Annotated in this window: 18 protein-coding genes; 12 read left to right on the forward strand and 6 right to left on the reverse strand. The window is 75.3% G+C overall.

Annotated elements, in window-relative coordinates:
• Nucleotides 1-27: 27 nt before the first annotated feature.
• The 5 genes from ABDZ66_RS03420 to ABDZ66_RS03440 all read right to left on the reverse strand — a co-directional run bounded on the left by ABDZ66_RS03420 (nt 28) and on the right by ABDZ66_RS03440 (nt 3,667).
• Entirely contained in the window at nt 28-840 is an 813-nt protein-coding gene (locus ABDZ66_RS03420) for a MetQ/NlpA family ABC transporter substrate-binding protein (RefSeq protein WP_343756085.1), read from the reverse strand.
• Between the two features lie 183 nt (nt 841-1,023).
• Complete coding sequence (locus ABDZ66_RS03425; protein ID WP_343756087.1) at nt 1,024-1,680, reverse strand: methionine ABC transporter permease; 657 nt, start codon at nt 1,678-1,680, stop codon at nt 1,024-1,026.
• A complete protein-coding gene (locus ABDZ66_RS03430; protein WP_343756089.1) occupies nt 1,677-2,624 on the reverse strand; it encodes a methionine ABC transporter ATP-binding protein in 948 nt (315 codons plus the stop codon). Before ABDZ66_RS03430 ends, ABDZ66_RS03425 begins: the two co-directional genes overlap by 4 nt.
• A gap of 484 nt (nt 2,625-3,108) precedes the next feature.
• Nucleotides 3,109-3,456 (reverse strand): metal-sensitive transcriptional regulator, encoded by a 348-nt coding sequence (locus ABDZ66_RS03435; protein WP_425544395.1) that lies wholly within the window; start codon nt 3,454-3,456, stop codon nt 3,109-3,111.
• A 1-nt stretch (nt 3,457) separates the two neighbouring features.
• Nucleotides 3,458-3,667: a CopZ family metallochaperone gene (locus tag ABDZ66_RS03440; protein WP_343756091.1), complete on the reverse strand. Its 210-nt coding sequence runs from the start codon at nt 3,665-3,667 to the stop codon at nt 3,458-3,460.
• Between the two features lie 418 nt (nt 3,668-4,085).
• Between ABDZ66_RS03440 and ABDZ66_RS03445 the strand changes: the two genes are divergently transcribed.
• From ABDZ66_RS03445 to ABDZ66_RS03495, 11 genes are all read left to right on the forward strand, one after another.
• Complete coding sequence (locus tag ABDZ66_RS03445; protein ID WP_343756093.1) at nt 4,086-6,653, forward strand: heavy metal translocating P-type ATPase; 2,568 nt, start codon at nt 4,086-4,088, stop codon at nt 6,651-6,653.
• Nucleotides 6,654-6,663: 10 nt separating this feature from the next.
• The gene (locus tag ABDZ66_RS03450) at nt 6,664-8,055 is read left to right on the forward strand and encodes an NAD-dependent succinate-semialdehyde dehydrogenase (protein WP_343756095.1); all 1,392 of its coding nucleotides are present in this window, start codon (nt 6,664-6,666) and stop codon (nt 8,053-8,055) included.
• Between the two features lie 293 nt (nt 8,056-8,348).
• Nucleotides 8,349-9,539, forward strand: coding sequence for an MATE family efflux transporter (locus ABDZ66_RS03455; protein WP_343756098.1), 1,191 nt, complete (start codon nt 8,349-8,351; stop codon nt 9,537-9,539).
• Nucleotides 9,520-11,472, forward strand: coding sequence for a glycosyltransferase (locus ABDZ66_RS03460; RefSeq protein WP_343756100.1), 1,953 nt, complete (start codon nt 9,520-9,522; stop codon nt 11,470-11,472). The genes ABDZ66_RS03455 and ABDZ66_RS03460 overlap by 20 nt, the downstream gene beginning before the upstream one ends.
• Nucleotides 11,469-11,786, forward strand: a complete 318-nt coding sequence (locus ABDZ66_RS03465) for an STAS domain-containing protein (protein WP_343756102.1) — start codon at nt 11,469-11,471, stop codon at nt 11,784-11,786. The genes ABDZ66_RS03460 and ABDZ66_RS03465 overlap by 4 nt, the downstream gene beginning before the upstream one ends.
• An 8-nt stretch (nt 11,787-11,794) precedes the next feature.
• Nucleotides 11,795-13,381 (forward strand): ATP-binding SpoIIE family protein phosphatase, encoded by a 1,587-nt coding sequence (locus ABDZ66_RS03470; protein WP_343756104.1) that lies wholly within the window; start codon nt 11,795-11,797, stop codon nt 13,379-13,381.
• A gap of 51 nt (nt 13,382-13,432) precedes the next feature.
• Nucleotides 13,433-13,747 carry an STAS domain-containing protein gene (locus ABDZ66_RS03475; protein ID WP_343756106.1) on the forward strand — a complete coding sequence of 105 codons (315 nt, stop codon included), beginning with the start codon at nt 13,433-13,435 and terminating at the stop codon, nt 13,745-13,747.
• Complete coding sequence (locus ABDZ66_RS03480; RefSeq protein ID WP_343756108.1) at nt 13,744-14,154, forward strand: response regulator; 411 nt, start codon at nt 13,744-13,746, stop codon at nt 14,152-14,154. Before ABDZ66_RS03475 ends, ABDZ66_RS03480 begins: the two co-directional genes overlap by 4 nt.
• 16 nt (nt 14,155-14,170) lie before the next feature.
• Nucleotides 14,171-17,314 carry an FxLYD domain-containing protein gene (locus ABDZ66_RS03485; RefSeq protein ID WP_343756111.1) on the forward strand — a complete coding sequence of 1,048 codons (3,144 nt, stop codon included), beginning with the start codon at nt 14,171-14,173 and terminating at the stop codon, nt 17,312-17,314.
• Nucleotides 17,311-18,261, forward strand: coding sequence for an Ig-like domain-containing protein (locus tag ABDZ66_RS03490; RefSeq protein WP_343756113.1), 951 nt, complete (start codon nt 17,311-17,313; stop codon nt 18,259-18,261). The genes ABDZ66_RS03485 and ABDZ66_RS03490 overlap by 4 nt, the downstream gene beginning before the upstream one ends.
• Nucleotides 18,258-19,532 carry a hypothetical protein gene (locus ABDZ66_RS03495; RefSeq protein ID WP_343756115.1) on the forward strand — a complete coding sequence of 425 codons (1,275 nt, stop codon included), beginning with the start codon at nt 18,258-18,260 and terminating at the stop codon, nt 19,530-19,532. The genes ABDZ66_RS03490 and ABDZ66_RS03495 overlap by 4 nt, the downstream gene beginning before the upstream one ends.
• 13 nt (nt 19,533-19,545) lie before the next feature.
• On the opposite strand, the gene ABDZ66_RS03500 is transcribed toward ABDZ66_RS03495, so the two are convergent.
• Complete coding sequence (locus ABDZ66_RS03500) at nt 19,546-21,009, reverse strand: hypothetical protein (RefSeq protein ID WP_343756117.1); 1,464 nt, start codon at nt 21,007-21,009, stop codon at nt 19,546-19,548.
• A 49-nt stretch (nt 21,010-21,058) separates the two neighbouring features.
• On the opposite strand from ABDZ66_RS03500, the gene ABDZ66_RS03505 reads away from it, so the two are divergent.
• Nucleotides 21,059-23,860, forward strand: coding sequence for a hypothetical protein (locus ABDZ66_RS03505; RefSeq protein ID WP_343756119.1), 2,802 nt, complete (start codon nt 21,059-21,061; stop codon nt 23,858-23,860).
• Nucleotides 23,861-23,871 lie beyond the last annotated feature (11 nt).

Here is a 23,871-nt window from a genome sequence, read left to right on the forward strand (position 1 = left end):
CGGAACGCGGGAATCAGAAGGCGGGAATCAGAAGGCGGGAATGACGCTGCCGCCGTACTTGCGCAGCAGCCACGCCCTGACCTCGGGGCTGGTGAGGACCGCCGTGAGTTTCTTCAGGTCCGGGTTGTTCACCTTGTCGCGGGTGGTGGCCAGGACGTTCGCGTAGAGGCTGCCCTGCCCCTCGCGGTAGATGGCGTCCCGTTCCGGGTTCAGGCCGATTTCCAGGGCGTAGTTGGTGTTGATGATGGCGGCGTCCACGTCCGCGAGCGAGCGGGGCAGCTGCGCGGCCTCCAGTTCCCGGAACTTCAGGCGGCGGACGTTGCTGCGGATGTCCGCCACGGAGGCCCGGACGCCCACGCCGGTTTTCAGGCGGATCAGGCCGGCCCGTTCGAGCAGCAGCAGCGCCCGCGCGCCGTTGCTGGGGTCGTTCGGAATGGCGATGGTCGCCCCGGTGTTCAGGTCCGTGACCTTCGACACCCGTTTCGAGTACAGGCCCAGCGGCGGCAGGTAGATGCGGCGCACCGGGACGATGTTCAGCGGACGCCCGGCCTGGAAGGCATTCAGGTACGGTTCGTGCTGGAACAGGTTCGCGTCGAGGCTGCCATCGCCGAGCGCGAGGTTCGGCTGCACGTAATCGCTGAATTCACGGATGACCAGCGTGACGCCCTGGCGCGCCAGCACCGGGCGCACGAATTCCAGCAGTTCCCCGGCGGGTACGGGGGTCGCGCCGACCCGCAGCGTGCCGGCCAGGGCGGTCGAGCTGCCCAGCAGGGCGGTCGTGAGCAGGGCGAGGTGGACGGCGGGCCGGGAACGGACGGGAACGTGGGTCGGGGCAGGCATCAGTCACTCCTTGGAGGGATGGGGGGGGCTTCGGGTGGCGGGGGAGGCCGGTCGGACCGGTCCGGGCGCGGTGGGTCGCGGGCGGGTTGCGGGCGGGTTGCGGGCAGGGGCGGCGCCGCCCCCTGGCGTTCCGGGCCGGGCGTGACCGGAACCGACGGTCAGGAAGGTCAGGAAAAGGGCCGCTCAGCGGTGGTCGGCGCGGGCCGCGGCGCGGTCCCCGGCCCACTGCACGCCCTGCACGAGCAGCAGCAGGGCCAGCACGGTGGCGGTCATCACGCCCGTCTCGAAGCGCTGGTAGCCGTACCGGATGGCGAGGTCACCCAGGCCGCCCCCGCCGATCGCGCCGGCCATGGCGCTGTATCCGATCAGGCTGACGGCCATCACCGTGAACGCCTGGATGAGCGCGGGGCGCGCCTCGGGCAGCAGGACCCGCGTGACCGTCTGGGCGGTCGTGGCGCCCATGGCGCGGGCGGCCTCGGCCACGCCGACCGGGACGCCCTGCAGCGCGCCGTCCACCAGGCGCGCCACGAAGGGAATCGCGGCGACGGTCAGCGGCACGATCGCGGCGGTCGAGCCGATGCTGGTGCCGGTCAGCAGCCGCGTGAACGGAATCAGCAGGACCAGCAGGATGATGAACGGCAGGCTGCGTCCCACGTTCACGGCGGCGTCCAGCAGCCGGAACAGCGGGGCGTGCGGGTGCAGACCGCCGGGCCGGCTGAGGGTCAGCGCGACCCCCAGCGCGGTGCCGAGCAGCTGCGCGGTCAGCGCGGACGGCACGACCATCCACAGGGTCTCCAGGGTCGCCTGCCACAGCAGCGGCCACAGCGCCGCCCAGGTCACGCGCTCACCCCGCTGACCGCCGTGTCCGGGACGGTCAGGTGCCCGCCGTGCGGGACGGCCAGCCAGACGTCCACGCCCAGCGGGTGCGCCTCGGCCTGCACGATCCGCGCGCCCTGGCGTGACAGGCTGGCGAGCGTCCCGGCTCCCAGGTCCGGCAGGGTCAGATGCCGCAGGGTCTCGTGCGTGGCCAGCGGCACCTGCGGGCGGTGGGCGTCGAGCAGGGCGCGCGTGACCTCGTGGCGCGGGTTGCGCAGCACCGCGCCGGTCTCGCCGTACTCGGCGAGCTGCCCGCGGTCGAGCACGGCGACGTGCGTGGTGGCGGCCCGCACGACCTCCAGCTGGTGCGTGACGATCAGCAGGGTCAGGTCCCGTTCCCGCTGGAGGTCCAGCAGCAGCTTCAGGATGCCGGCGCTGGTCTCGGGGTCCAGGGCGCTGGTGGCCTCGTCGGCCAGCAGCAGGTCGGGGTCGGTGACCAGCGCGCGGGCGATCCCCACCCGCTGTTTCTGCCCGCCGGACAGCTGCGCGGGGTAGCGGTCCTCCAGGCCGCCCAGCCCCACCAGCCGCAGCTGCTCGCGGGCCAGCGCCTCGCGGCGGGCGCGGGGCACGCCGCGCAGTTCCAGTGGCAGGGTGACGTTGTGCAGCGCGGTGCGCTGGGCGAGCAGGTTGAAGTGCTGAAACACCAGGCCGGTGCGCGCCTGGTGCGCGGCGCGGGTGGCGGGCGTCAGGGGTTCGCCGCGCAGGTGGATCTGCCCGGCGTCCGGGTGTTCCAGGCCGCTGATCAGCCGCACCAGGGTGCTCTTGCCGGCGCCGCTGCGGCCGATGATGCCGGTGCGGCTGCCGCGCGGCACGCTGAGGGTCAGGTCGTTCAGGGCCGGCTGGGTCTGGCCGGGGTACGTGCGGCGGACCCTGGTGAAGGTCAGCGCCGGGCTGGCTGGGTGGGTCATGACGGACCTCCGTGGGTGAGGCGGAGGGAACGGCACAGTCGCCGTCCCCTTCCTGGGCTGTTCGCTTCGGAAGGGGACGGCGTGATCTGAATCGGCGCGCGGCTGGGTACACCCTTCCTTTACCCGTTCTGCGGCCCGTGGTCATCGTTGGGGCACGCAGGGCTGGAAAGCACCCGCCGTGATGAGGGCTGGTTGCTGCGGCGGTCCGTGGTCCAGTGACCTCACGCCGACTCTGGATAAAGGTGACCTCGCTGGGAAGTCGGTGGTGACTCTAGATCAGTTGACCGGAAGTGTCAACTGTGACGCGCGACCGGGTCGGTGGTGAAGCCGTGGCAGCCGGAGTCCGTATCATACGGATTCCGTTTGTTTCGCCAACAATCCGGAAGTTCACCGGATTGCCGGCTCCACGTCCGGAACCCGTGTTGCTCCCACTCGCTTCGCTCGGATTGAATGGGCTGCAAAGCCCATTCAATCGGAGTCCGTATCAGGTGTACTTGAGGGCTTCCATGAGTTCCTCGACGAGTTCCACGCTGTCGCCGCGCGTGCTGGCCGTGGCGACGTGCGCCTCGAGGTGCCCGCGCAGCACCACCTCGCCCGCGCCGGACAGCGCGCCCTGCACCGCCTTGATCTGCCGCAGCACGTCCACGCAGTAGGCGTCCGGGTCGTCGAGCATCCGCACGATCGCGTCGAGGTGCCCGCGCGCGATGTTCAGCCGGCGGGCGGCGCGTTTGCGGGCGTCCTCGGGCATGCACAGGTGGTCGGGCCCGGCGTGGCAGCCGGCGTCCTGAACGGCGCTGGCGGCGGCCGGGCGCCGGAGGGGGCGGGTGGTCATCTCAGGCGCCGTGCGCGGGCTGGGCGGCGTATCCTTCTTCGGTCACGGCCTGGATCAGGCGCTCGAGATCGGCGGTGCCGGTGACGCTGGCGAGCCCGCGCGCGAGGTCCACCTCGGCCGTTTCCACCCCGGGAACGCGGGCGAGTGCCTGCTGGACAGCTTTCTGGCAGTGGCCACAGGTCATGCCGGTGACGGTCAGTTCGGTCTTCATGCCCTGATGGTATCCCCCCCCTGGGGGGCTGTCAATTTGTTTTGAATGCCCCGCGCCGTCCGTCCCGCCTGCCGGGCGACGGGTGAACGTGTGGCCCCGCTCGGGCCGGTGTGGGTAGCCCGGCGCTGCCCTGTCGTCCCGCGCTCTCAGCGGCTTCTCATCGCCCGTGCCTGTGACCTGCATGAATGGTCGGAGCGTCTTGCGGGGCGGGTGCCGGCCGGAGTGGAGGGCGCTTGCAGTCGGCCGTCGCCCGGCCTATGCTGATCGCATACCCCCCCGGGGAGGGTTACAGGCGGGACGGGTGTCAGGAACCCGCCGGTCAGGCCCCTGCCCAGGAACGGCCCTGTGCAGCACGGCCTCGCCCACCCCCAGACCTCCCCCCGATCCGCACCCCCTGACCGTTCCCGAGGAGTCCCCCGTGAGTCAGCCCACCCCCCCCACCACGCAGGCCGCCGAGTTCACCGTCCAGGGCATGACCTGCGCCAGCTGCTCGGCCCGCGTCGAACGGGGCCTGAACGCCGCGCCCGGCGTGCAGAGCGCCAGCGTGAACCTCGCCACCGAACGCGCCGCCGTCACCTTCGACCCCGCGCAGACCAGCCTGCGTGACCTGAGCGCGCACGTCCGCGACCTGGGATACGAACCGCTGACCGCCAGCGCGGAACTCAGCGTGCAGGGCATGACCTGCGCCGCCTGCACCGCCCGCGTCGAGCGCGCCCTGAAGCGCCTGCCCGGCGTGCTGGACGCCAGCGTGAACCTCGCCACCGAACGCGCCCGCGTCACGTACCTGCCCGGCGCGGCCACGCCCGCCGACCTGAAGACCGCCGTCGAGCAGGCCGGGTACACCGTCCTGACCGCACCGCCCCCCGGCGGGTCCGGCGCGGCCGACCGCGCGTCCCTCGAACAGGCGGCCCGCAGCGAACACGAACGCAGCCTGGAACGCGACCTGCGCCTCAGCGCCATCTTCGCCGTTCCGCTGCTGCTGCTCGCCATGCTGCCCATGCTGTGGATGCCGCTGCACATGGCCCTGACCGGCACCCTGGGCGAGGGCGGCCTGAACCTCCTGATGCTGCTGCTGGCCGCGCCCGTGCAGTTCGGTCCCGGCCGCCGCTTCCTCCGCCTGGGCTGGTCGGCGCTGCGGCACGGCAGCCCGGACATGAACACCCTGGTCATGATCGGCACCGGCGCCGCGTTCCTGTACTCGCTGCTCGTCACGGTCGCGCCCGGCCTGTTCCCGGCCGGAACCGCGCACGTGTACTTCGAGGCGAGCGCCGTCGTGATCACGCTCATCCTGCTCGGCAAGGTCCTCGAGGCCCGCGCCAAGGGCCGCAGCAGCGCCGCCATGACCGCCCTGCTGCGCCTGCAACCCACCACCGCCCGCGTCACGCGGGACGGTCAGGAACTCGACGTGCCCACCGGCGAGGTCCGCACCGGCGACCTGATCCTGGTGAGGCCGGGCGAGCGCGTCCCGGTGGACGGCGAGGTGCAGGGCGGGGACTCCTGGGTGGACGAGGGCATGCTGACCGGCGAGAGCGTTCCCGTGCACAAGACGCCGGGCGCCGCCGTGACAGGCGGCACCGTGAACGGCACGGGCAGCTTCACCTTCCGCGCCACGCACGTCGGCGCCGACACCGCCCTGGCCCGCATCACCCGGCTGGTCGAGGACGCGCAGGCGAGCAAACCGCCCATCCAGGGCCTCGCGGACCGCGTGGTCGCGGTGTTCGTGCCGGCCGTGCTGGTCGTCGCGGCCCTGACCTTCCTGGCGTGGCTGCTGGGCGGCCCGCAGGGCCTCAGCCACGCGCTCGTGAACACCGTCGCCGTGCTGATCATCGCCTGCCCCTGCGCGATGGGCCTCGCCACGCCCACCAGCGTCATGGTCGGCACCGGCCGCGCCGCGAGCCTGGGCGTGCTGTTCAAGAGCGGCGCGGCCCTCGAGGCCCTGCACCGCGCGGACGTGATCGCCCTCGACAAGACCGGCACCCTGACCCTGGGCCGCCCGGAACTCACCGACCTGATCCTGACCGGCGCGCAGGACCGCGCCGCCGCCCTGACCCTGATCGCCGCGGCCGAACGCGGCAGCGAACACCCGGTCGCCCGGGCCATCGTCACCGCCGCCCGCGCCGAGGGCCTGGACCTGCCGGACGCCAGTGCCTTCCGCGCCCTGCCCGGCGAGGGCATCGAGGCGACCGTGAACGGCCGGGCCGTGCAGATCGGCTCCGACCGGCTCATGACGCGCCTGGGTCTGGACGTCACGCCCCTCGCGAAGCAGGCGGACGCGCTCGCCGACCTGGGCCGCACGCCCCTGTACGCCGCCGTGGACGGCCAGCTCATCGCGGCGCTCGCCGTGGCCGACCCCATCAAGCCCGGCAGCCGCGAGGCGGTCAGGGCGCTGCAGGCCGCGGGCCGCCGGGTCGTCATGATCACCGGCGACCACGCCCGCACCGCGCAGGCCGTCGCGCGGCAGCTGGGCATCACCGACGTCCGCGCCGAGGTTCACCCCGCCCAGAAGAGCGCCGCCGTCAGGGCACTCCAGGCCGGAGGTCAGCAGGTCGCCTTCGTCGGGGACGGCATCAACGACGCCCCGGCCCTGGCGCAGGCGGACGTGGGCGTCGCCATCGGCACCGGCACCGACGTCGCCGCCGAGACCGCCGGCGTGATCCTGATGTCCGGCGACCTGCGCGGCGTCCCGAACGCCGTCGCCCTGAGCCGCGCCACCCTGAACAACATCCGCGGGAACCTGTTCTGGGCCTTCGCGTACAACGTGCTGCTCATCCCGGTCGCGGCCGGCGTGCTGGAACCCACCCTGGGCCTGCGCCTGAACCCGGTGCTGGCAGCGGCCGCCATGGGCCTGTCCAGCGTGTTCGTGCTGAGCAACGCGCTGCGGCTGCGCGGGTTCCGCCCGCCCGTCCCGGCGCCGGCCCAGGCCGCGCCCCGACCCCCAGCGTCACCTGAAGGCCGTCCACACCCGCCGCGCCAACCGCAGGCCTAGAACGGAGCGCATGAAGAGCGTCAATCCGGCCACCGGCGAGACCATCGCCACCTACCCAGACCACACGCCCGAACAGGTGCAGGCGGCCCTGCACGCCGCGCACGCCGCCTTCCTCACCTACCGCCGCACGACCTTCGCGCAGCGCAGCGGCTGGATGAACGCCGCGGCGGACGTGCTCGAACGGCGCGTCGAGGAACTCGCGCGGCTCGCCACGCGCGAGATGGGCAAGACCCTGGAGGCCGCCAGGCAGGAGGTCCGCAAGTGCGCCTCGGCCTGCCGGTACTACGCCGCGCACGCCGGGGACTTCCTGGCCCCGGAACCCGCGCAGACCGACGCGGACGACGCCTACGTGACCTACCAGCCGCTCGGCGTGGTGCTGGCCGTGATGCCGTGGAACTTCCCGTACTGGCAGGCTTTCCGCTTCATCGCGCCGACCCTGATGGCCGGGAACACCGGGCTGCTCAAGCACGCCAGCAACGTGCCGGGCTGCGCCCTCGCCATCGAGGACGTGCTGCGCGAGGCGGGCTTCCCGGCCGGCGTGTTCACGACCCTGCTGATCGGCAGCCAAGAGGTGGAGGCCGTGCTGAAGGACGACCGCGTCCGGGCCGTGAGCCTCACCGGATCCGAGGGCGCCGGGCGGGCCGTGTCCGCCACGGCGGGCGCGCAGCTGAAACCGGCCGTGATGGAACTCGGCGGGTCCGACCCGTTCATCGTCCTGCCCGGCGCGGACCTGGAACTCGCCGCGAAGACCGCCGTCACCGCCCGCACCATCAACAACGGGCAGAGCTGCATCGCCGCCAAGCGCTTCATCGTGCACGCCGACGTGTACGACGCCTTCACGCAGGCGTTCGTGGCGGGCCTGAACGCCCTGAAGGTCGGTGACCCGGAAGCGGACGACACCGACGTCGGCCCCCTGGCCACCCCGCAGATCCGCGACGACCTGCACGCGCAGGTGCAGGACGCCGTGAACAAGGGCGCGCGGGTCCTGACCGGCGGGAAACGGCCCGGCGGTCCCGGCAACTACTACCCCGTCACCGCGCTCGACCAGCTGACCCCCGAGATGGACGTCTGGACGCAGGAGACCTTCGGGCCCGCCGCGCTGATCTTCCGGGTCGGCAGCCTCGACGAGGCCATCGAACTGGCCAACGCCACCAGCTTCGGCCTGGGCAGCAGCGCCTGGACGGCCGACCCGGCCGCGCAGCGCCGACTGACCGAGGAACTCGAGGCCGGGTCGGTGTTCATCAACGCGATGGTGGCGAGCGACCCGCGCCTGCCGTTCGGTGGCGTGAAGAACAGCGGCTTCGGGCGGGAACTCGGCCGGCACGGCATCCTGCAGTTCGTGAACGTGAAATCGGTGTCCATCGGCGCGCCCGCCGGCGCCCACCAGACCCGCACCGAGTAAGACGGACTGCCGTTTGTTTCGCCGACAATCCGGAACTTCACCGGATTGCCGGCTCCACGTCCGGAACCCGTTTTTCTCCTGCTCTGCGGGGCAGCTCTCCGAGTCGCATCCGCTCGGATTGAACGGCTTACAGAGCCGTTCAATCGGCGTCCGTATGAGGGCAGGGACGGTGTCCGCCGGCCCCGGCGCGGTCTTCATGTCGGGGGCGGAAACCCCGGCCCGGTGAGGATCTTCACGCCCGCCCCCTCCCTCTGAAAGAAGGGGGTAAGGACCGCCCGGTCACCATGAGCCTCATGAGGAGCCGGGCCGAATCCATTCAGGGCGCATTGAGTCTGCTGGCCGTGCTGGGCAGCAGCGCCCTGAACTACGCCTTCACCCTGCTGCTCGGCCGGTGGCTGGACCTGCCGGGCTACGCGGCCTTCGCGGCCTTCACCTCACTGTTCATGCTGACCGCCGCGCTGCCCATCGCCTTCCAGCAGGCCACGGCGCGCCGCGCGGACGGCGCGAACACCCGCGCCGCCCTGCGCGCCGGCACCCTGAGCGGCGGACTGCTGCTGCTGCTCGCCCCGCTGATCGGCCCACGGACCGGCGTCCCGGTCGCGTGGGTGGCCGCCTTCGCGCTCACCGTGCCGGCCCTGGTGCTGCTGGGCGCGTGGCGCGGCGCGGCGCAGCGCGAGGGCCGGGCCGCCGCGTTCGGCTGGAGTCTGCTGGTCGAGCACGGCGCGAAGGTCGCGCTGACCCTGCCGCTGCTCTCCGCGCTGCCCGGCCCGGCCGCCCCGGTGACCGCCACCCTCGCCGGACTGCTGCTGGCCCTGCCGGTGGTGCGGCCCCGCCCGGCCGGGCGGCCTGTCACCCCGGACCGCCCCGCGTCCGAGGGGAAGGTGGCCCTGACGGTCGTCGCGGCCGCCCAGAGCGCGCTGCTGTACGGAGACGTGCTGCTGGCCGGCGCGCTGCTCCCGCCGGACGCGGCCGGCACCTACGCCGCCGCCGCCACCCTGGCGCGCGTGGTGTTCTTCGCCGGGTGGGCCGTGCAGGTCGCGGCGTTCCCGGCCGTCGCGCGGCGCGCCGCTGCCGGGGAGCCGCACACGCCGCTGCTGGGCGGCGCGCTGCTGGCCACGCTGCTCGTCGCGGGCCTCCCGGCGCTGCTGCTGGCCCTCGCGCCCGACTGGAGCGCCCGGCTCGCCTTCGGTGGCGGCGTGGACGCCGCGCCGCTGCTGCCACTCACGGCCGCGGGCGCCCTGCTGCTCGCGCTGGCCGCCACCGCCCTGAACCACGCGCTCGCGGCGGGCGGCGCCGGCGCGCTGTGGCGCGTGGCCGGCGCGTACCTGACGGCGACGGCCGTCACCGCCGCCTGCGCCGCGCTGCTCGTTCCGGACGCCCGGACCCTGGCCCTGGCCGCCCTGGCCGGGAAACTCACCCTGATCCTGACCGCCGCTCCCGCCCTGCTCTCCCGGAGGTTCCCTCATGTCCTACCCCGCCTTTGAACAGTGGCGTGCCCGGCCCCTGGACCGCGTCACGCTCAGCATCGTCATTCCCGCCTACAACGAATCCGAACGGATCCTGCCGACCCTGGCGGCCTTCGCCGTGGCCGTCAGCGCGGCCGGTGAACCCTGGGAGCTGATCGTCAGCGACGACGGCAGCCGCGACGGCACCGCCGACCTCGTCGAGAGTCTCGGCTGGGCGAACCTGCGGGTTATCCGGCACGCGAACACCGGCAAGGGCGGCGCGGTCCGCCGCGGCGTGCGCGCCTCGCGCGGGGAACTCGTGCTGTTCGCGGACGCCGACAACAGCACGCCCATCGAGGAGCTGCCGCGCCTGATCGCGGCCGTGCGGGCCGGCGCGCACATCGCCATCGGGTCACGCGCCGCCGAGGGCGCCGAGGAGACCGGCAAGAGCCCGGTGCGCCGCGCCGTGTCCGGCGCGCTGCGCCGCGTGACCCGCGCCGTGACCGGCGTGACCGCCGAGGACACCCAGTGCGGGTTCAAGCTGCTGCGCGGCGAGGTCGCCCACGACCTGTTCCGGCGCGGCACGCTCGACGGGTTCTCCTTCGACCTCGAACTGCTGTACCTCGCCGCGCGCGACGGCCTGCGCGTCACGGAAGTCCCGGTCCGCTGGGTGGACGCCCCGGACAGCAAGGTCGACCCGCTGCGCGACTCCGTGAAGTTCCTCAAGGACATGCTGGCCCTGCGCCGCCTGCACGCCCGCCCCGCACGCGCCCCCGGAGACCCCATGCACCTCGCCGTCGTGACCGCCTTCCCGCCCGGCCGCCGCAGCCTCAACGAGTACGGCCTGCACCTCTCCCGCGTGCTGTCCGAGAAGGAGGAGGTGCGCCGCGTCACCATCCTCGCCGACCGCGTCGCCCCGGAACTGGCCGCGCAGGACGCCCCGAACGTGCGGCGCATCTGGGAGTTCAACGATCCGCTCAGCGCCGCGCGCATCCTGCTGGCGCTGCGCCGCGCCCGCCCGGACGCCGTGATCTTCAACCTGCAGATGGCCAGCTTCGGGGACCGCCGCGTGCCCGCCGCGCTCGGCCTGCTGACGCCGCTGCTCGCGCGCCTGACCGGCACGCCCAGCGTCACGCTGCTGCACAACCTGTTCGAGACGGTGGACCTCGACCGCGCCGGGTTCGGCGGGAACCCCGTGAAGACGGCCGTCACGCGCACCTTCGGGCGGGTGTTCACGCGGGCGCTGCTCGGCTCGAACCTCGTGGCGACCACCATGCCCCGTTACGTGAAACTGCTGCGTGACCGGTACGGCGCCCGCAACGTGTTCCTCGCGCCGCACGGCACCTTCCAGGTGCCGCAGCCGCCCCGCCCCTTCCCGGACGTGCCCACGGTCATGACCTTCGGGAAGTTCGGCACGTACAAGCGCGTGGAGGTCCTGATCGAGGCGCACCGCCGCCTGCTGCTGCGCGACCCCCGCACCCGCCTGGTCATCGCCGGGAGCGACACGCCCAACGCGCCCGGGTACCTCGACGGCGTGCGCCGCGCCTGCGCGGACGTGCCGAACGTGACCTTCACCGGCTACGTCGCCGAGGAGGACGTGCCGGGCGTGTTCAGCGACTGCACGGTCGTCGCCTTCCCGTACAGTGCCACGACCGGCAGCAGCGGCGTGCTGCACCAGGCCGGCGAGTTCGGCCGCGCGGCCGTCATGCCCCGCATCGGGGACCTCGCGGACCTGATCGAGGAGGAAGGCTACCGCGCCGAGTTCTTCACGCCCGAGGACCCGGACAGCCTCGCGGACGCCCTGTGGCGCGTGCTGGGCGACCCCCGGCAGGCCGCCGCGCTCGGCGAGGCGAACTGGCGCGTTGCCGCCGGCCTTCCGCTCGCGGACGTGGCAGACTGGTACCTGCTTCACCTCGAGGAACTCACGGGCCGCGCGCCCACCCCCACCCCCGCCCAGGAGGCCCAGGCATGAACCGTCCCCCCGTGGACCTGAACATCGAGCAGCGCGGCACCGACGCCGCCCGCCTCATTCACCTCAGCGGCCGGCTGGACGCCCACCAGGTGCCGGCCTTCCTGGGCGCCGCCCAGCCGCTCGCGCCGCACACCACCCTGGACCTCGCGGGCGTGACCTTCATGGACTCCAGCGGCCTGGCCGCCCTGGTGAAACTGGTGCGCTCGGCGCGGGAACAGGCGGCCAGCGTGGAGATCGTGAACGTGCAGGACGCCGTGCGGCTCGCCATGGAAATCACCGGCCTGTACGGCCTGCTGCCCATCCGGACCGCCTGAGGCCCGCCGTGAGTGTGCCCGCCCTCACGGCCACCGGCGACCAGGACGACCCGCAGGCCGCGCTGTTCACGGAACTGCTCGAGCAGGTCGCGGACCTCAGCGACCAGCTGGTGTTCCTGCACCGCCTGATCCCGCAGGCCCTGGCCCTCGCCAGCGAGGAGCAGGCCGCCGCGCTGGTCCAGGAGGCCGCCACGCTGATCAACACGCCGCGCGCCGCCCTGAAACTCGGGGGCCGCTGGATCAGCGGCGCGCCCGGCTGGCTGCGCGACCGGCCCGCCCCCCGGCGGCCCACCGTGCTGCCCACCGGCGCCATGCACACCGGCGCGCCCTTCATGGACGCCTGGCGGCCCACGGCCGTGCTGCTGATCCCCTGCGTGGACGGCTGGGTGGCCATGTGGGGCAAACGGCAGTTCCAGGCCGGGGAGCGCAGCCTGATCGAGACGCTCTCCAAGCTGCTCGACGCGGCCCTCGAGGCGCAGCGCGCCCGCCGCGCGGCCGAACGGCACGCCCTGCAGCAGCGCGACCGGCAGCAGGCGCAGGCGGTGTGGCGGGCCGTGGCCCCCGAGACCCTGGTCAGCCCTCCCGGGTACCACCTGAACCTGCACAGCCAGCCGGCCAGCGACTTCGGCGGGGATTTCCAGTTCCAGGAACGCGACTGGCTGGTGGTGGGCGACGTGAGCGGCAAGGGCCTGCCGGCCGCGATCATCACCGCCATGTTCGCCACGTCCTTCACGGTCGCCGTGCGCAGCGCCGCCCTGAACGACGCGCTGATCGAGGCGCTGCACGACCACCTGGAACGCTCCGGGGCCTTCTGCACCCTGGCGGCCGTGCAGGTCCGCCCGGACGGCGCGCTGCGGGTGTTCAACGTGGGCCACCCGCCGGTGCTGGTGCGCCGCGCCGACGGCAGCCTGGAAGACATCCGCGCCAGCGCCCCGCCCATCGGGACGTTCCCGCTGCTGCACGTCGAATTCGAGCGGGTCTGGCTGCACCCGGGCGACGCGCTGCTGCTGTACAGCGACGGCCTGTTCGAGGCGGAGGACGCCAGCGGCGTTCCCTTCGGCCTGGAGCGCCTGAACGCCCTGGCGGCCGCCGCCGCGCCCGGCGCGTTCAACGGCGAGGCCCTGCGCGCCCTGCGCGACTACACCGTCACGGACGACCTGACCCTGCTGACCCTGCAGCGCGACCCGGCCGCGCCCGGCGTCCACTGCCGGCTGCCCGGCGACCTCGCCGCGCTGCCGCAGGTGGGCGAGGCGCTGCGCGCGGCGTTGCCCCCCGGCCACCCGGCGCTGATGCCGGCCGAACTGGCCGTCACGGAACTCGTCGTGAACGCCGTCCGGCACGGCGGGGCCAGCAGCGTGGACCTGCGCCTGCACGCCAGCGGCGACGACCTGCTGCTGACCCTCACCGACGACGGCGCGCCCTTCGACCCGACCCGCGCCGAGGAACGCGGCGGCGGGGAACTGCGCGAACACGGGTACGGGCTGCTGATCGTGCGCCGCTGCGCGCGGGAGTGGCATTATGCGAGGAAGGGAGCGCTCAACCGACAGACCCTGCGCCTGCGCGCCCCGGCGCCCACGCCGCCAGGCGGCCCCTGAGCGCCCCGCCGTCCCCTCCGCCCCTTCCAGAAAAAGGACCCCCTGCCTGTCATGTCACTGAGTCACAACGCCGACGGACCTCACCTGAACCTCGCCGGACGGCTGGACGCGCAGAACGCCGCCGACCTGCGCGCCGCGCTGGCCCGGCACGCCGCCGCCACCCCCGGTGACCTGAGCGTGGACCTGAGCGGCGTGCCGTTCATGGATTCCAGCGCCCTGGCGGCCCTGGTCGGTGCGCTCAAGGACCGCCGCCGCGAGGGCCGCACCCTGCGCCTGAGCGGCGCCAGTCCCGCCGTGCGGGAACTACTGTCCCTGACCATGCTCGACCGGGCCTTCGCGCTCCCGCCGGACGGAGCGTCCCGGTGACCTCGCACCTGCCGGCCAACGTCACGCTGTTCGGCCACGTGCCCTCCAAGCACGTCCTGATCGTCGAGGACGCGCCGGGCATGCGCCTGCTGATCCGGCACATCCTGCAGCAGGGCGGCCACAAGCCCATCGAGGTGGGCAGCGTCGAGGAGGCCCTCGAGGAACTCGACCTCGGCAGCGTGGACGTGATCATCACGGACCTGTTCCTGCCCGGCGACAGCGGGCTGGAGCTGCTGCGGGTCCTGCATGGCGTGCCGGACGCGCCGCCCGTGATCGTCCTGACCAGTTCCGGCGAGGACCGCCTGCGCGAGCGCGCCATGACCCTCGGCGCCCGCGGCTTCCTGAGCAAACCCTTCAGCCGCTACGAGCTGCTGGACGCCGTGTTCATGGCCGGACAGTCCTCCTGACCCGGGGGCCCGCCCGGTGACCCGCGCCCGCCCGGACGCCCCGCCCCGCCCCCGTACCGCCGGCCCGCCCGACCCGGCCCGCCCGCCGTCCCTGGCGATTCCCGGCGCGACCCTGAACGCCGCGGACGACGAACGCGCCGGCGGGCGGCTGCTGGCCTTCGCGCTGCTGATCGTGATCGTCCTGCACGGCGCGCAGCTGATCAGCGGGTCCTTCACGCGCACCTACGACGCGCTGATCCACGTGTACTTCGGCGCGCACTACGCCCGGTCGTTCTTCGACCCCTGGGAGAGCGGCTGGTACACCGGCTTCTCGCTGACCTCGTACCCGCCGCTCAGTCACTACCTGATCGCGCTGCTCAGCCTGGTCTTCGGCCTGATGGGCGCCTTCGCGCTCACGCAGCTGCTCGCGCTGGTCGGCCTGACGGTCGGCATGTACCGCTTCGGGAAGGTGTTCGTCACCGCGCGGGCCGCCGGGTACGGCGCGGTCCTGCTGACCCTCTCGAGCGCCATCGCCGAGACCGTGCACGTGTTCGGGCAGCTGCCGACCACCCTCAGCCTGGGCCTGCTGCTGAACGCCATTCCGTACGCCGCGCGCTACGTGCAGACCGGGCAGCGCCCGCTGCTGCTGCGCGCCGCGGCCTTCACGGCCGCCACGACCGCCGCGCACCACGTCACCACCCTGTTCGGCAGCGTGTTCTTCATCGCGCCGGTCCTGCTGGCCGTGGTGCTGCAGGGCGCGTCCCGCCCCCGCCCGGGCGAGGCGCAGGGCGGCGGCTGGCAGCACCTGCGCCGCCGGGTGTACCGCGCGCTGCCGCGCGTGTACCGTGGGGCGCTGTACGGCGCGCTGGCCGTCACGGCGCTCGTCACGGTCGTCCTGCCGTACTGGCTGTGGAGCCGCAGCGACCCGATCACGCAGGTGCCCATCCCGCACGGCAGCCGCGCGAACTTCCTGGTCCGCACCGACTTCGGGTTCATGTTCTGGCTGGTGCCGTGGGCGACGCTGCTGCCGCTGTACTGGGACGCCGCCCGCCGCGGCCTGGGCAGTCACCGGGGCCTGCCGCGCTGGCCGGTCCTGGCGAGCGTGCTGCTGCTCACGCTGCTCGGCACGGGCGGCACCACCCCCCTGCCGAAACTGCTGCTGCGCGGCGCGTTCGACATTCTCACCCTGGACCGCTTCACGTTCTGGGCCGTGATGCTCCTGACGCCGCTGGCCGGGCTGGTCGTGGAATCCTGGCGGCACGGCGCGTGGCGGGTGTTCGTGCAGGCCCGCCTGGGCCGCCGCGTGCACCACCTGCTGGGCCTGGGGCTGGTCACGGCCGCCGTGACGCTCTCGTGCCTGATCAGCGCCCTGACCTACTACCGCCGGTTCCAGCCGGCGTTCATCGACGTGGCGCCCATCGTCCGCTTCCTGGAAAGCGGCGGCCGGGACCGCTACCGTTACCTGGTGCTGGGCTTCGGGGATCAGATGGCGTGGCTCAGCGCGAACACCCGCGCGACCACCCCCGACGGGAACTACCACTCGGCCCGCCGCCTCCCGGAACTGACGGCCACGCCCGTCGAGCGGCTGGAGGGCGCCAAATACACGGGCGTGCCGGGCCTGGGCAGCCTCACGCAGTTCCTGACGACGCCCGCGCGGTACAACCTGCGCTTCGTGCTGTCCAACGACGCCTTCTACGACCCGGCGCTGCACGCCCTGGGCTGGTCGCGCCTGGGCACCCTGCCGGGCGGCATCGTCGTGTGGGAGCAGCCGGGCATCCCGGCGCTGCAGCCGAGATTGCCACGCCGGGAACTGCCGGTCTGGCAGCGGCTGATGTGGGCGCTGCTGCCCAGCGCCGCCGCGGCCGCCGCGCTGCTGAGCCTGCTGGTCCCGCTGGGCGCCGCCCCGGGCGCGCCGCGCCGGTCCCGCTGGCCGTGGGTGCGCCTGCTCGCCGAGGACAGCCGGGAGCCGCCCCCCAGCGCCGGCCACTGGTGGGACAGCTGGGTGCGGCGCCTGCCCTTCCGTCCCTGGCGTACCGCGCGCCTGCGCGCCCCCCGCCTGAGCCCCGCGCGGCGGCTGGTCAACAGCGCGCTGCTGCTCGCGGCGCTGCTGGGCGGCGCGGCGCTGCTGGGCGCGCACCTGCGCCCCGCCCCCACCCCGGAACGGACCCTGCTGGCCTACTGGGACGCCATCGACTTCAAACGCTTCGGGGACGCCTACCGCCTGATCGACCCGCAGGACGGCCTGACCGAGGAACGCTGGCGGCTGGACCTGTCGGTCGTGGGCGGCCTGCGCAGCGGGTACGCGAAACTCGACCGCCTGAAGGTCGGGCCGGTCACGTACAGCGCCCCGCCGGGCGCCCGCACGCGCGTCGGGACGCTCGCCACTGCCCAGCTGACCCTGACCTGGTTCACCGCGTTCGGCAACATCCGGGAGACCCTCTGGCAGGAACTCCGCCTCACGGAGGCCGGCTGGCGCCTGAGCGCCCAGCCGCAACTCACGGTCCGCCCGCCCCGGCGGTTCCGGCCGCTGCCCACCCTGACGCGCGCCGCGCCGGTCGGGGACACCCCGGTCCCGCTGCGGGTCCTGAACGCGCGGCTGGTGGCGTTCCGGTCCACGCCCGGCGCGGCCGAGCAGGTGGCGGTCGTCGGGGAGGCCGTGAACGCCGGGCGTGAACCCGCCGCCGTCGATGTCACCGCCACCGTGCTGGACGCCGGCGGCACCGAACTCGCCCGCAACACCGCCGGCACCCACGCGCTGCACTGGCTGCTGCCGGGGGAACGCACGCCGTTCCGCGTGACCTTCGGCGGTCCCGGCATGACCGTCCGCGCGGCGCAGGTGGGGTCCTTCGCGGTCCGCGCGCAGGGCTGGGTCACGGCGCGCGGCCTGGACCGCAGCCTGAACGTCTGGTCGCAGGGCGACGCCGTCCGCGTCGAGAACGCCGGGGCGGGCGAGGCGACCATCACGAACGTCCTGCGCGCCCTGACCGACCCCGGCGGCGTGGCGTGGGTCACGCAGACGTTCCTGCTGGAGGCCGTGCCGCCCGACCAGTCCCGCACGGCCCTGCTGGGCCGCTCCCTGCCCGCCGGGTACCGCGTGCTGCTGCCCGCCACACGCCGCGCCGCGCCGCCTGTCTCCGGCTCGGTCGTGTACGCCGACGCCTTCCGCCGGGAGGAGCCGTGACCGGCCGCGCCGCCCGCTGGTGGCTGGCGGGCCTGCTGCTCACCGCCTGCCGACCCGTTCCCGACCGACCGGGCCCCGACCGATCCGTCCTGGCCGCGCCGGCCGTCACCCTGGAGGCGTCCGGGGAGACGCTGCGGGTCCGGGCGGCGGGACCGGCCGGGGCCCGCTGGCGGGTCGTGTGCGACACCTTCGCCGGTCCGCTCGTCTGGGACGGTCCGCTGCCCGGACCCCCGCTGCCCGCCCCTCCACTGCCGGCCGCCGGCCGCTGCGAGGCGACCGTGACGGCCCCCGGCGGCCCGGTCCTGGCCCGCGCGCGGCTGGACCTGCCCGCCGCCCGCCCTCCTGCCGCTGCCAGCGCCGTTCCCCTCATCGCTGCCATCCCTGCCGCTGACAGTCCCGCCCCCCTCGCCGCCACCGGCGTGCTGAGCGTCACGCCGGCCACGGTGCGCCTGGGCCTGCGCGAACCCTGGACGGTCCGGGCCACGCTGCGCCGCCCGGACGGCACCCCCGTCCCGGACGGCACGCCGGTCGAGCTGAGCGCAGCGGCCGGCGCGGAGCGCCTGAGCGCGGCGCGTGTCACGGTGAACGGGGAGGCGTCCTGGCAGCTCACGCCGGAAGTGGCCGGCACGTACCGCCTGCTGGCGCGCGCCGGATCCTGGCGCGGCGAGGCGCGCGCGCAGGCCCGCCCGGCCCTGCTGGGCCGCCGCCCGCAGGCCCTCTGGACCGGCCGCGAGGTGCAGGTCGCGCTGCGCTGGTCGACCGGCGCCTTCCCGGACGACGGCACGCCCGTCACGCTGGAGGCCCTGAACCGCAGCGGCCGGGTCGTGTGGACCGCGCAGGCGACGACCGCGCAGGGCGTGGCCCGCGCCCGCGTCCCCACCCTGCCCGGCGCGGTCACCCTGCGCCTGCGCGTGGCCGGCACCGAGGAGCGGCTCCCGTGGCCGTGACCCGCCTGACCACCCTGAAACGCGCGGCCTTCGTGGCGCTGCTGCTCGGCACGCTGCTGGGCGGCCTGCTGGCCCTGATCGGCGCGTCGCGCGGCCTGGAACGGGCCAGCCGCGCCTCCACCCAGGCGAGCGCCCTGAACCTCGCGCGGCGCCCGGAAGCCCTGCCGCCGCTGCGCTGGCTGCCCACGCCGCCCGGCGTGCCCCGCCCGGACGGCGTGACCCTGGAGGACCTGCGGCAGGCGTACCTGCTGGGCCACTCGGAACTCACGTACGCCGGCCGTTCCGGCGACCCCAGCGGCCTGAGCGGCCGCTTCGCCGGCCCCGCCCTTCGCGCCGCGCTCGCCGTGAGCAGCCAGGAACGCCACCCGCTGCTGCTCGACTGGGCGCACCGCGCCCGGCTGCTCGGCCCGGACCCGCAGGGCGGATGGCGACTGCTGGACCGCTACTGGACGGCCCGCGCGTTCCCCGGCGACGGCCACTGGACCGACACCCGCGTCACGCAGCGCGAGGTGCAGGTCACGCTGCGCGCCGCCGACGGCATCTGGCGCGTCACGGACGTGCACCTGCGGCGCGAGACCCGGCCGTCCCCGCCGCCGCCCGGCAGGCTGGCCGTGCGGACCTGGCGGGCCGTGATCCTCCCCGGCGACTGGCCCGACTGGACGGCCGGCCGCTGGCAGCGCACCCTGGCCCTCGCCGCGCGTCACGACCTGCGCCCCCTGCTGCTGCCCCTGCCCGCCCAGCCCACCCGCGAGCAGCTCGGCGCCCTGCCCCCGGCGCTGGACCGCCTGCGCCGCGCGGGCCGGTCCGGCGTGGTGGCCTTCAGCGCGCCCCTGACCCTGGAGAGCGTACCGGTCCGCGCCGCCGTGGCCGCCCGGGCGGCGGGGGCGGCCGCGCTGCTGACCGGCCCGGTCCGCGCGGGCGACCCGGGCAGCCGCGCCGCGCTGCTGGCCCTGCGCCTGACCCGCCCGGACCTGCCGCTGCTCGCCCCGACGGGCGGGCCCGGCGCGGCCCTGGCCGACCTGCCGGCCCTGGACGCCCTGCTCTCGGCGCAGCTGCGGGCCGCGGCCTCCCCGGGGCCCGCCGCGCCCCGGACGCTGCTCAGCCTGCCGGCGGCCGGGCGCCTGCCGCTGCCAGGACGCGCCCGGCAGCGCGGGGCGGCGCTGGCCCTCATGGCGTGGCAGGGCGGGTGGCTGGTCCCGCTCGACGCACTGCTCACGCCCGACGGGCAGCCCACCCCCGCCGGAGAGACGCTGCTGGGCCCGGCCCGCTGAGCGCTGGTGCGGGTCAGGGCCGGGAGCGGCCCGCCGGCCACCGTTCCGTGAGCCACCGTTCCAGGCGCCGCAGCCAGGGCCGCAGCAGCGCCGCGCCCAGCAGCGCGACCGGCAGCGTCCACAGGTCCGCCGCCCAGCCCAGCAGCCACGCGCCGAGCCCGGGCGGCGGGCGGGCCGGGTCCGTCCAGCGGGCCAGCGGCGTGAACGACCCGTCGGGCGTGAGCAGGGACGGCTGATCACCCGCCCCCACCCCGAGCAGCCCGGCCTCCAGCGGGCCGGGCCGGGCCAGGAAGGCCCGCAGCTGCCAGCCGCGCCGCGCCTCTCCCAGGCGCCCCAGCGGCCAGCGGCGTTCCCGGAAGACGGGCGCCTGCGGGCCCCCGGCCACGAAATCCACCCGGTCGGTCAGCGCCGCGCCCGGCGAGCCGCGAGCAACGCGCAGGCCCACCGGCAGCAGCGGGAAGCGCGCCCGGACCGTCTGCCGCCACACCTCCAGACGGTCCGGGTCCGGCCGCCGGGTGGGGGAGAGGATCACGCCCGAGAGCCGCCGGCCGACGGACGCGGGATTCCCCTCCGGTTCCGGGCCGAGCGCGGCGTGCAGGTCCCGCAGGCCCGCCACGTCCAGCGCGCCGACCTGCAGTTCGAGCAGGACCGCCACCTGCCGCGGGGCGGCCGCCGTGAGCACCGCGTCCAGCGCCCGGCCGGTCTGCGCGGCGCGGCCGGCGTTCAGTGGCCCGCCCGCCCCGGCCCTGAGCGGCAGGATCAGGGCGTTCAGGTGCAGGTCCGTCACGGCCGTCACGTCGCGCCGCAGCGTGTCGGCCGGGCGTGACGGCCAGTCCGGGACGGCCCGGACAGCGCGGTGGTCGGCCGGCCGGACGGGCGGCGGCGCGGGCGGCAGGGGAACGTCGCGCGTGACCCGCCAGTGGTGCACCCGCCAGTTGCCGTCCCCGAGTTCCATGACCACGTCCAGGTCCCGCCGGGCCACGCGCGGCGGTCCGTCCGGCGCGCCTTGCGCGGCGTACGTGAAGCGGTCCGTGAACGTGACGGTCGCGCCGTCCGGCGCGTAGAACCGCAGGACGGGCGCGTGCGCCCAGCTGACGGTTCCCGCGCCGCTGCGCGCCACGTCCTGCGCGTCGAGCAGCGCCGCCCCCTGGAACAGGTCCCGCAGGCCGCCGGACTGGCCGCTCCCGGCCGCGAAGGCCACCTCCCGTTCGCCGCGCAGGTAGGCGTCCGTGACGGCCTCGCGCTCGGCGGGCGTCAGGACACGCGGCCCCGGTTCACGCGCCGGCGCCTGCCACGCCAGCAGCCGCGCGCCGTCCCCGAGCGGCCCGGCGCCCGTCGCGGCGTCCAGCGCCCCGACAGCCGGGCCGTTCCCCGGCGCGCAGCTCCCCAGGACGGCGCCCAGGCCCAGGGCGCCGGTGCACAGCAGGGCGTGGACGACCCGCGCGGCCGGCGGCGCGGGAGACGGACGGAGCGGCATACCCCCGCATTCAAGCACGCCACCCGCAGCCAGACGCTACGCTGGGCGCGTGCCGGACCCCACGGAACGCCCCGCCACGCCGCGCCTGCTGCTGCTGGCGCTGCTGCTGACCGGCGCGTACCACGGCACCCTGGTCCTGACCCGCGCGTACCGGGGCGCGGACGGCGCCGGTTCCCTGCAGTTCCTGGCGAGCGCGTACGCCCGCCATCCCTTCGATCCCTGGGACGACCGCTGGTACGGGGGCGTGCCCCTGACCGGCGAGCCGCCGCTGGCCGCGCAGCTGATCGCCCTGCTCTCACCGCTGGGGGCCGAGGGCGCGTACGGCGCGGCGCAGTTTCTGGGCGTGGCGCTGCTGGCCTGGGGCGTGTACCGCGCGGCGCTGGCCTGCGCGTCCGAGCGGGTGGCGGGCGTGGCGACGCTGCTCGTCACGCTGGGCAGCGCCCTGACCCTGCAGTTGAACGTGTTCGGGCATCTGGGAACGGTGTTCGCGGCGGCCCTGGCCCTGCACGCTGCGCCGCTGCTGTGGGCGTGGGTGCGCGGCGGGCCCCGCGCGGGCCGCCGGGCGCTGGCCCCGCTGCTCGCGGCGGGCGCCGCCGATCCTGTGACGGCGCTGCTGCTGGGCGCGGCGGCGCTGCTGGCCGCCCCGCCCGGAAGGGCCGGCCGCCGCCGCGCGGGCCTCGTCACGCTGCTCGTGCAGGCGGGACTGTCCGGCTGGGCCGGGTGGCTGTGGACGCCGTGGGTGTCCCCGCCGTCACTGCCGCCGCTGGGCGTGGGCCGTAGCGTCTGGCTGTGCCTGCTGCTGCCCCTCTGGAGCGTCGGGTGGGTCCTGCCGGCCCTGCCCGGCGTGTGCCGGCGTGGTCCGCGCGGCTGGGGCGTGCCGGAGCGGCTGGCGCTGCTGGGCGCGGCGCTCCTGCCTGCCGGGACGCTGCTGTTCCTGCCGGTCGCGCCGGGGGGCGGGCCGGCGCGGCTGCCCGCCCCGGAGACGCTGGCGTTCTGCGCGGCGCTGCTGCTGCTGCCACTGGCCGCCCAGGTCGCGCTGCGCGCCTGGGACGCGGCGCGCGTCCCGACCGGCCCGGGGTCGCTGCCACTGGTCGCGGCGGCCGCCTTCACGCTGCTGGTCACGGTGGGCCTGAACGCCCTGCCGCGCACCCGACCGCTGGAAGGCCCGGCCCTGAACCTCGCGCCGCTGCTGAACTTCATCGAGAAGGACGAGCACTGGCGCTACCGGTTCCTGACCGTCGGGTTCGGGCGGCAGCTGGGCCTGCTGGGCGCCCAGACGCGGGCCGCCACCCCGGCGGGCCTGTGGCACCTGCCGCCGGACCTGCCGCAGCCGCTGGCGGCCGCGGGTGCGTTCGCGGCGCTGCCGGAACGGGCGGCCCTGCCGGGTTTCGGGCCGCTGCCGGCGCTGCTGACGCACCCGGAGCGGGCGTACCTGAAGTTCGTGTACGCCGCCAGTCCGGTGCTGGACCCGCTGCTGTTCCTGCACGGCTGGCACGCCATCGGAACGCTGGAGAACGGCGTGGTCGTCTGGGAGCGCGAGGACGTGCCGCCCCTCCCGGCCCGCCTGCCGCGCAGCGTCCTGCCGCGCTGGGCGGCGCTCCTGTGGGGGGCGGGACCGCTGGCCTGCCTGCTGGCGGCGCTGCTGGTCGTGGGCCGGGCTGCGCCGCGCGAACGGGCCGCCACGTCCCCCGGGCCGGCCGGTGCACCCGGCCTGGCGACGGCGCGGGGCGCGGCGCTGGGACCGGCGCGGGCCACGCTGGGCGTCACGCTGTTGCTGCTGGCGGTCGGTGCGGCGCTGCGCGGCTCGCCGGGCTGGGCGCTCGAGCGTGACTGGGCGGCCCGCGCCGCGCGCCCCGTGCTGGGCGGGGGGCTGCGCGGCGAGTACGCGCGCCTGGAACGCCTGGGCGTGCGCCTGAACCGGCGTGGCCGGGAGGCGCGGGCGCAGGTGACGCTGGACTGGTGGACGCCGCTCGGAACGCGGCGCACGCGGACCACGCAGGCGCTGCGCTTCACGGGGGGCCGCTGGGTGGTCGGGCCGCCGGGCGGGGGGTCCCTGACGCTGCAGCGGGCCGTGCCGTCCCCGCAGGCGGCGGTCGCGTACGACCGGGCGCCGCGCCGCATCACCACGAACGCCACGGCGCCCGCCGACGTGCTCGACCGTCCGGTGGTGCAGGTCCTGTCGGCGCGGACGGTGCAGGTGGACGGCCGGGTCGTGGCGGTCGGGTCGCTGCTGAACGCGGACGCCCGCCCGGCGGACCTGACGCTCAGCGTGTCGCTCCGCACGCCGGACGGGCAGGTGGTCGTCACGGAGAACGCGGGACTGAGCGTCCTGCACAAGCTCCGTCCGGGCGAGCGGACGCCGTGGCTGGTGCCCCTGCCGCCCCTGCCGCCCGGCACGGACGTGGACCCGTTGACGCTGGAGGTCACGGCGCGCGCCGTGGTCACCGGCCGGAACCTGGCGCGGCCCCTCGCGGCCCGCAGCCGCGTGCAGGGCGGCGCCGTGACGGTCGAGGCCCGCAACGTCTCCACGCAGACGCTGGCCGTGCCGCAGGCGTTGCTGGCGGTGTCCGACGCGCGGGGCGTGGCGTGGGTGCGGGCGGTGGTCGGTCCGCCGCTGCCGCCCGGAGCGGTCTGGACCTTCCGGTTGCCGGTGACGCCGCCGGCGGGTGCGCGGGCGCACCCTGCGCCACTGGCCGGTCCGGCGGCCCCGGCCCGCGCGCCGGGATCGTTTCCGCTGCCGGCGGCGCTGCTGCCCGGCGGGTCGTACACCCTGACGTTCCAGGCCCTGCCGGAAGGGCAGGCGCCCGCCTCCGGGGACCGTGGGGACGGGGCCGCCGGGGGGGAGCCGTGAGGCGCGGCTCC

Origin of the sequence: Deinococcus depolymerans, from assembly GCF_039522025.1 — a bacterium.
Taxonomy (GTDB): Bacteria; Deinococcota; Deinococci; order Deinococcales; family Deinococcaceae; genus Deinococcus; species Deinococcus depolymerans.

Coding starts and splice junctions, on each gene's coding strand:
- ABDZ66_RS03450 (WP_343756095.1), top strand. CDS start 6,664: ATGAAGAGCGTCAATCCGGCCACCGGCGAGACCATCGCCACCTACCCA.
- ABDZ66_RS03475 (WP_343756106.1), top strand. CDS start 13,433: ATGTCACTGAGTCACAACGCCGACGGACCTCACCTGAACCTCGCCGGA.
- ABDZ66_RS03465 (WP_343756102.1), top strand. CDS start 11,469: ATGAACCGTCCCCCCGTGGACCTGAACATCGAGCAGCGCGGCACCGAC.
- ABDZ66_RS03455 (WP_343756098.1), top strand. CDS start 8,349: ATGAGGAGCCGGGCCGAATCCATTCAGGGCGCATTGAGTCTGCTGGCC.
- ABDZ66_RS03435 (WP_425544395.1), bottom strand. CDS start 3,456: ATGACCACCCGCCCCCTCCGGCGCCCGGCCGCCGCCAGCGCCGTTCAG.
- ABDZ66_RS03430 (WP_343756089.1), bottom strand. CDS start 2,624: ATGACCCACCCAGCCAGCCCGGCGCTGACCTTCACCAGGGTCCGCCGC.
- ABDZ66_RS03420 (WP_343756085.1), bottom strand. CDS start 840: ATGCCTGCCCCGACCCACGTTCCCGTCCGTTCCCGGCCCGCCGTCCAC.
- ABDZ66_RS03440 (WP_343756091.1), bottom strand. CDS start 3,667: ATGAAGACCGAACTGACCGTCACCGGCATGACCTGTGGCCACTGCCAG.
- ABDZ66_RS03500 (WP_343756117.1), bottom strand. CDS start 21,009: ATGCCGCTCCGTCCGTCTCCCGCGCCGCCGGCCGCGCGGGTCGTCCAC.
- ABDZ66_RS03460 (WP_343756100.1), top strand. CDS start 9,520: ATGTCCTACCCCGCCTTTGAACAGTGGCGTGCCCGGCCCCTGGACCGC.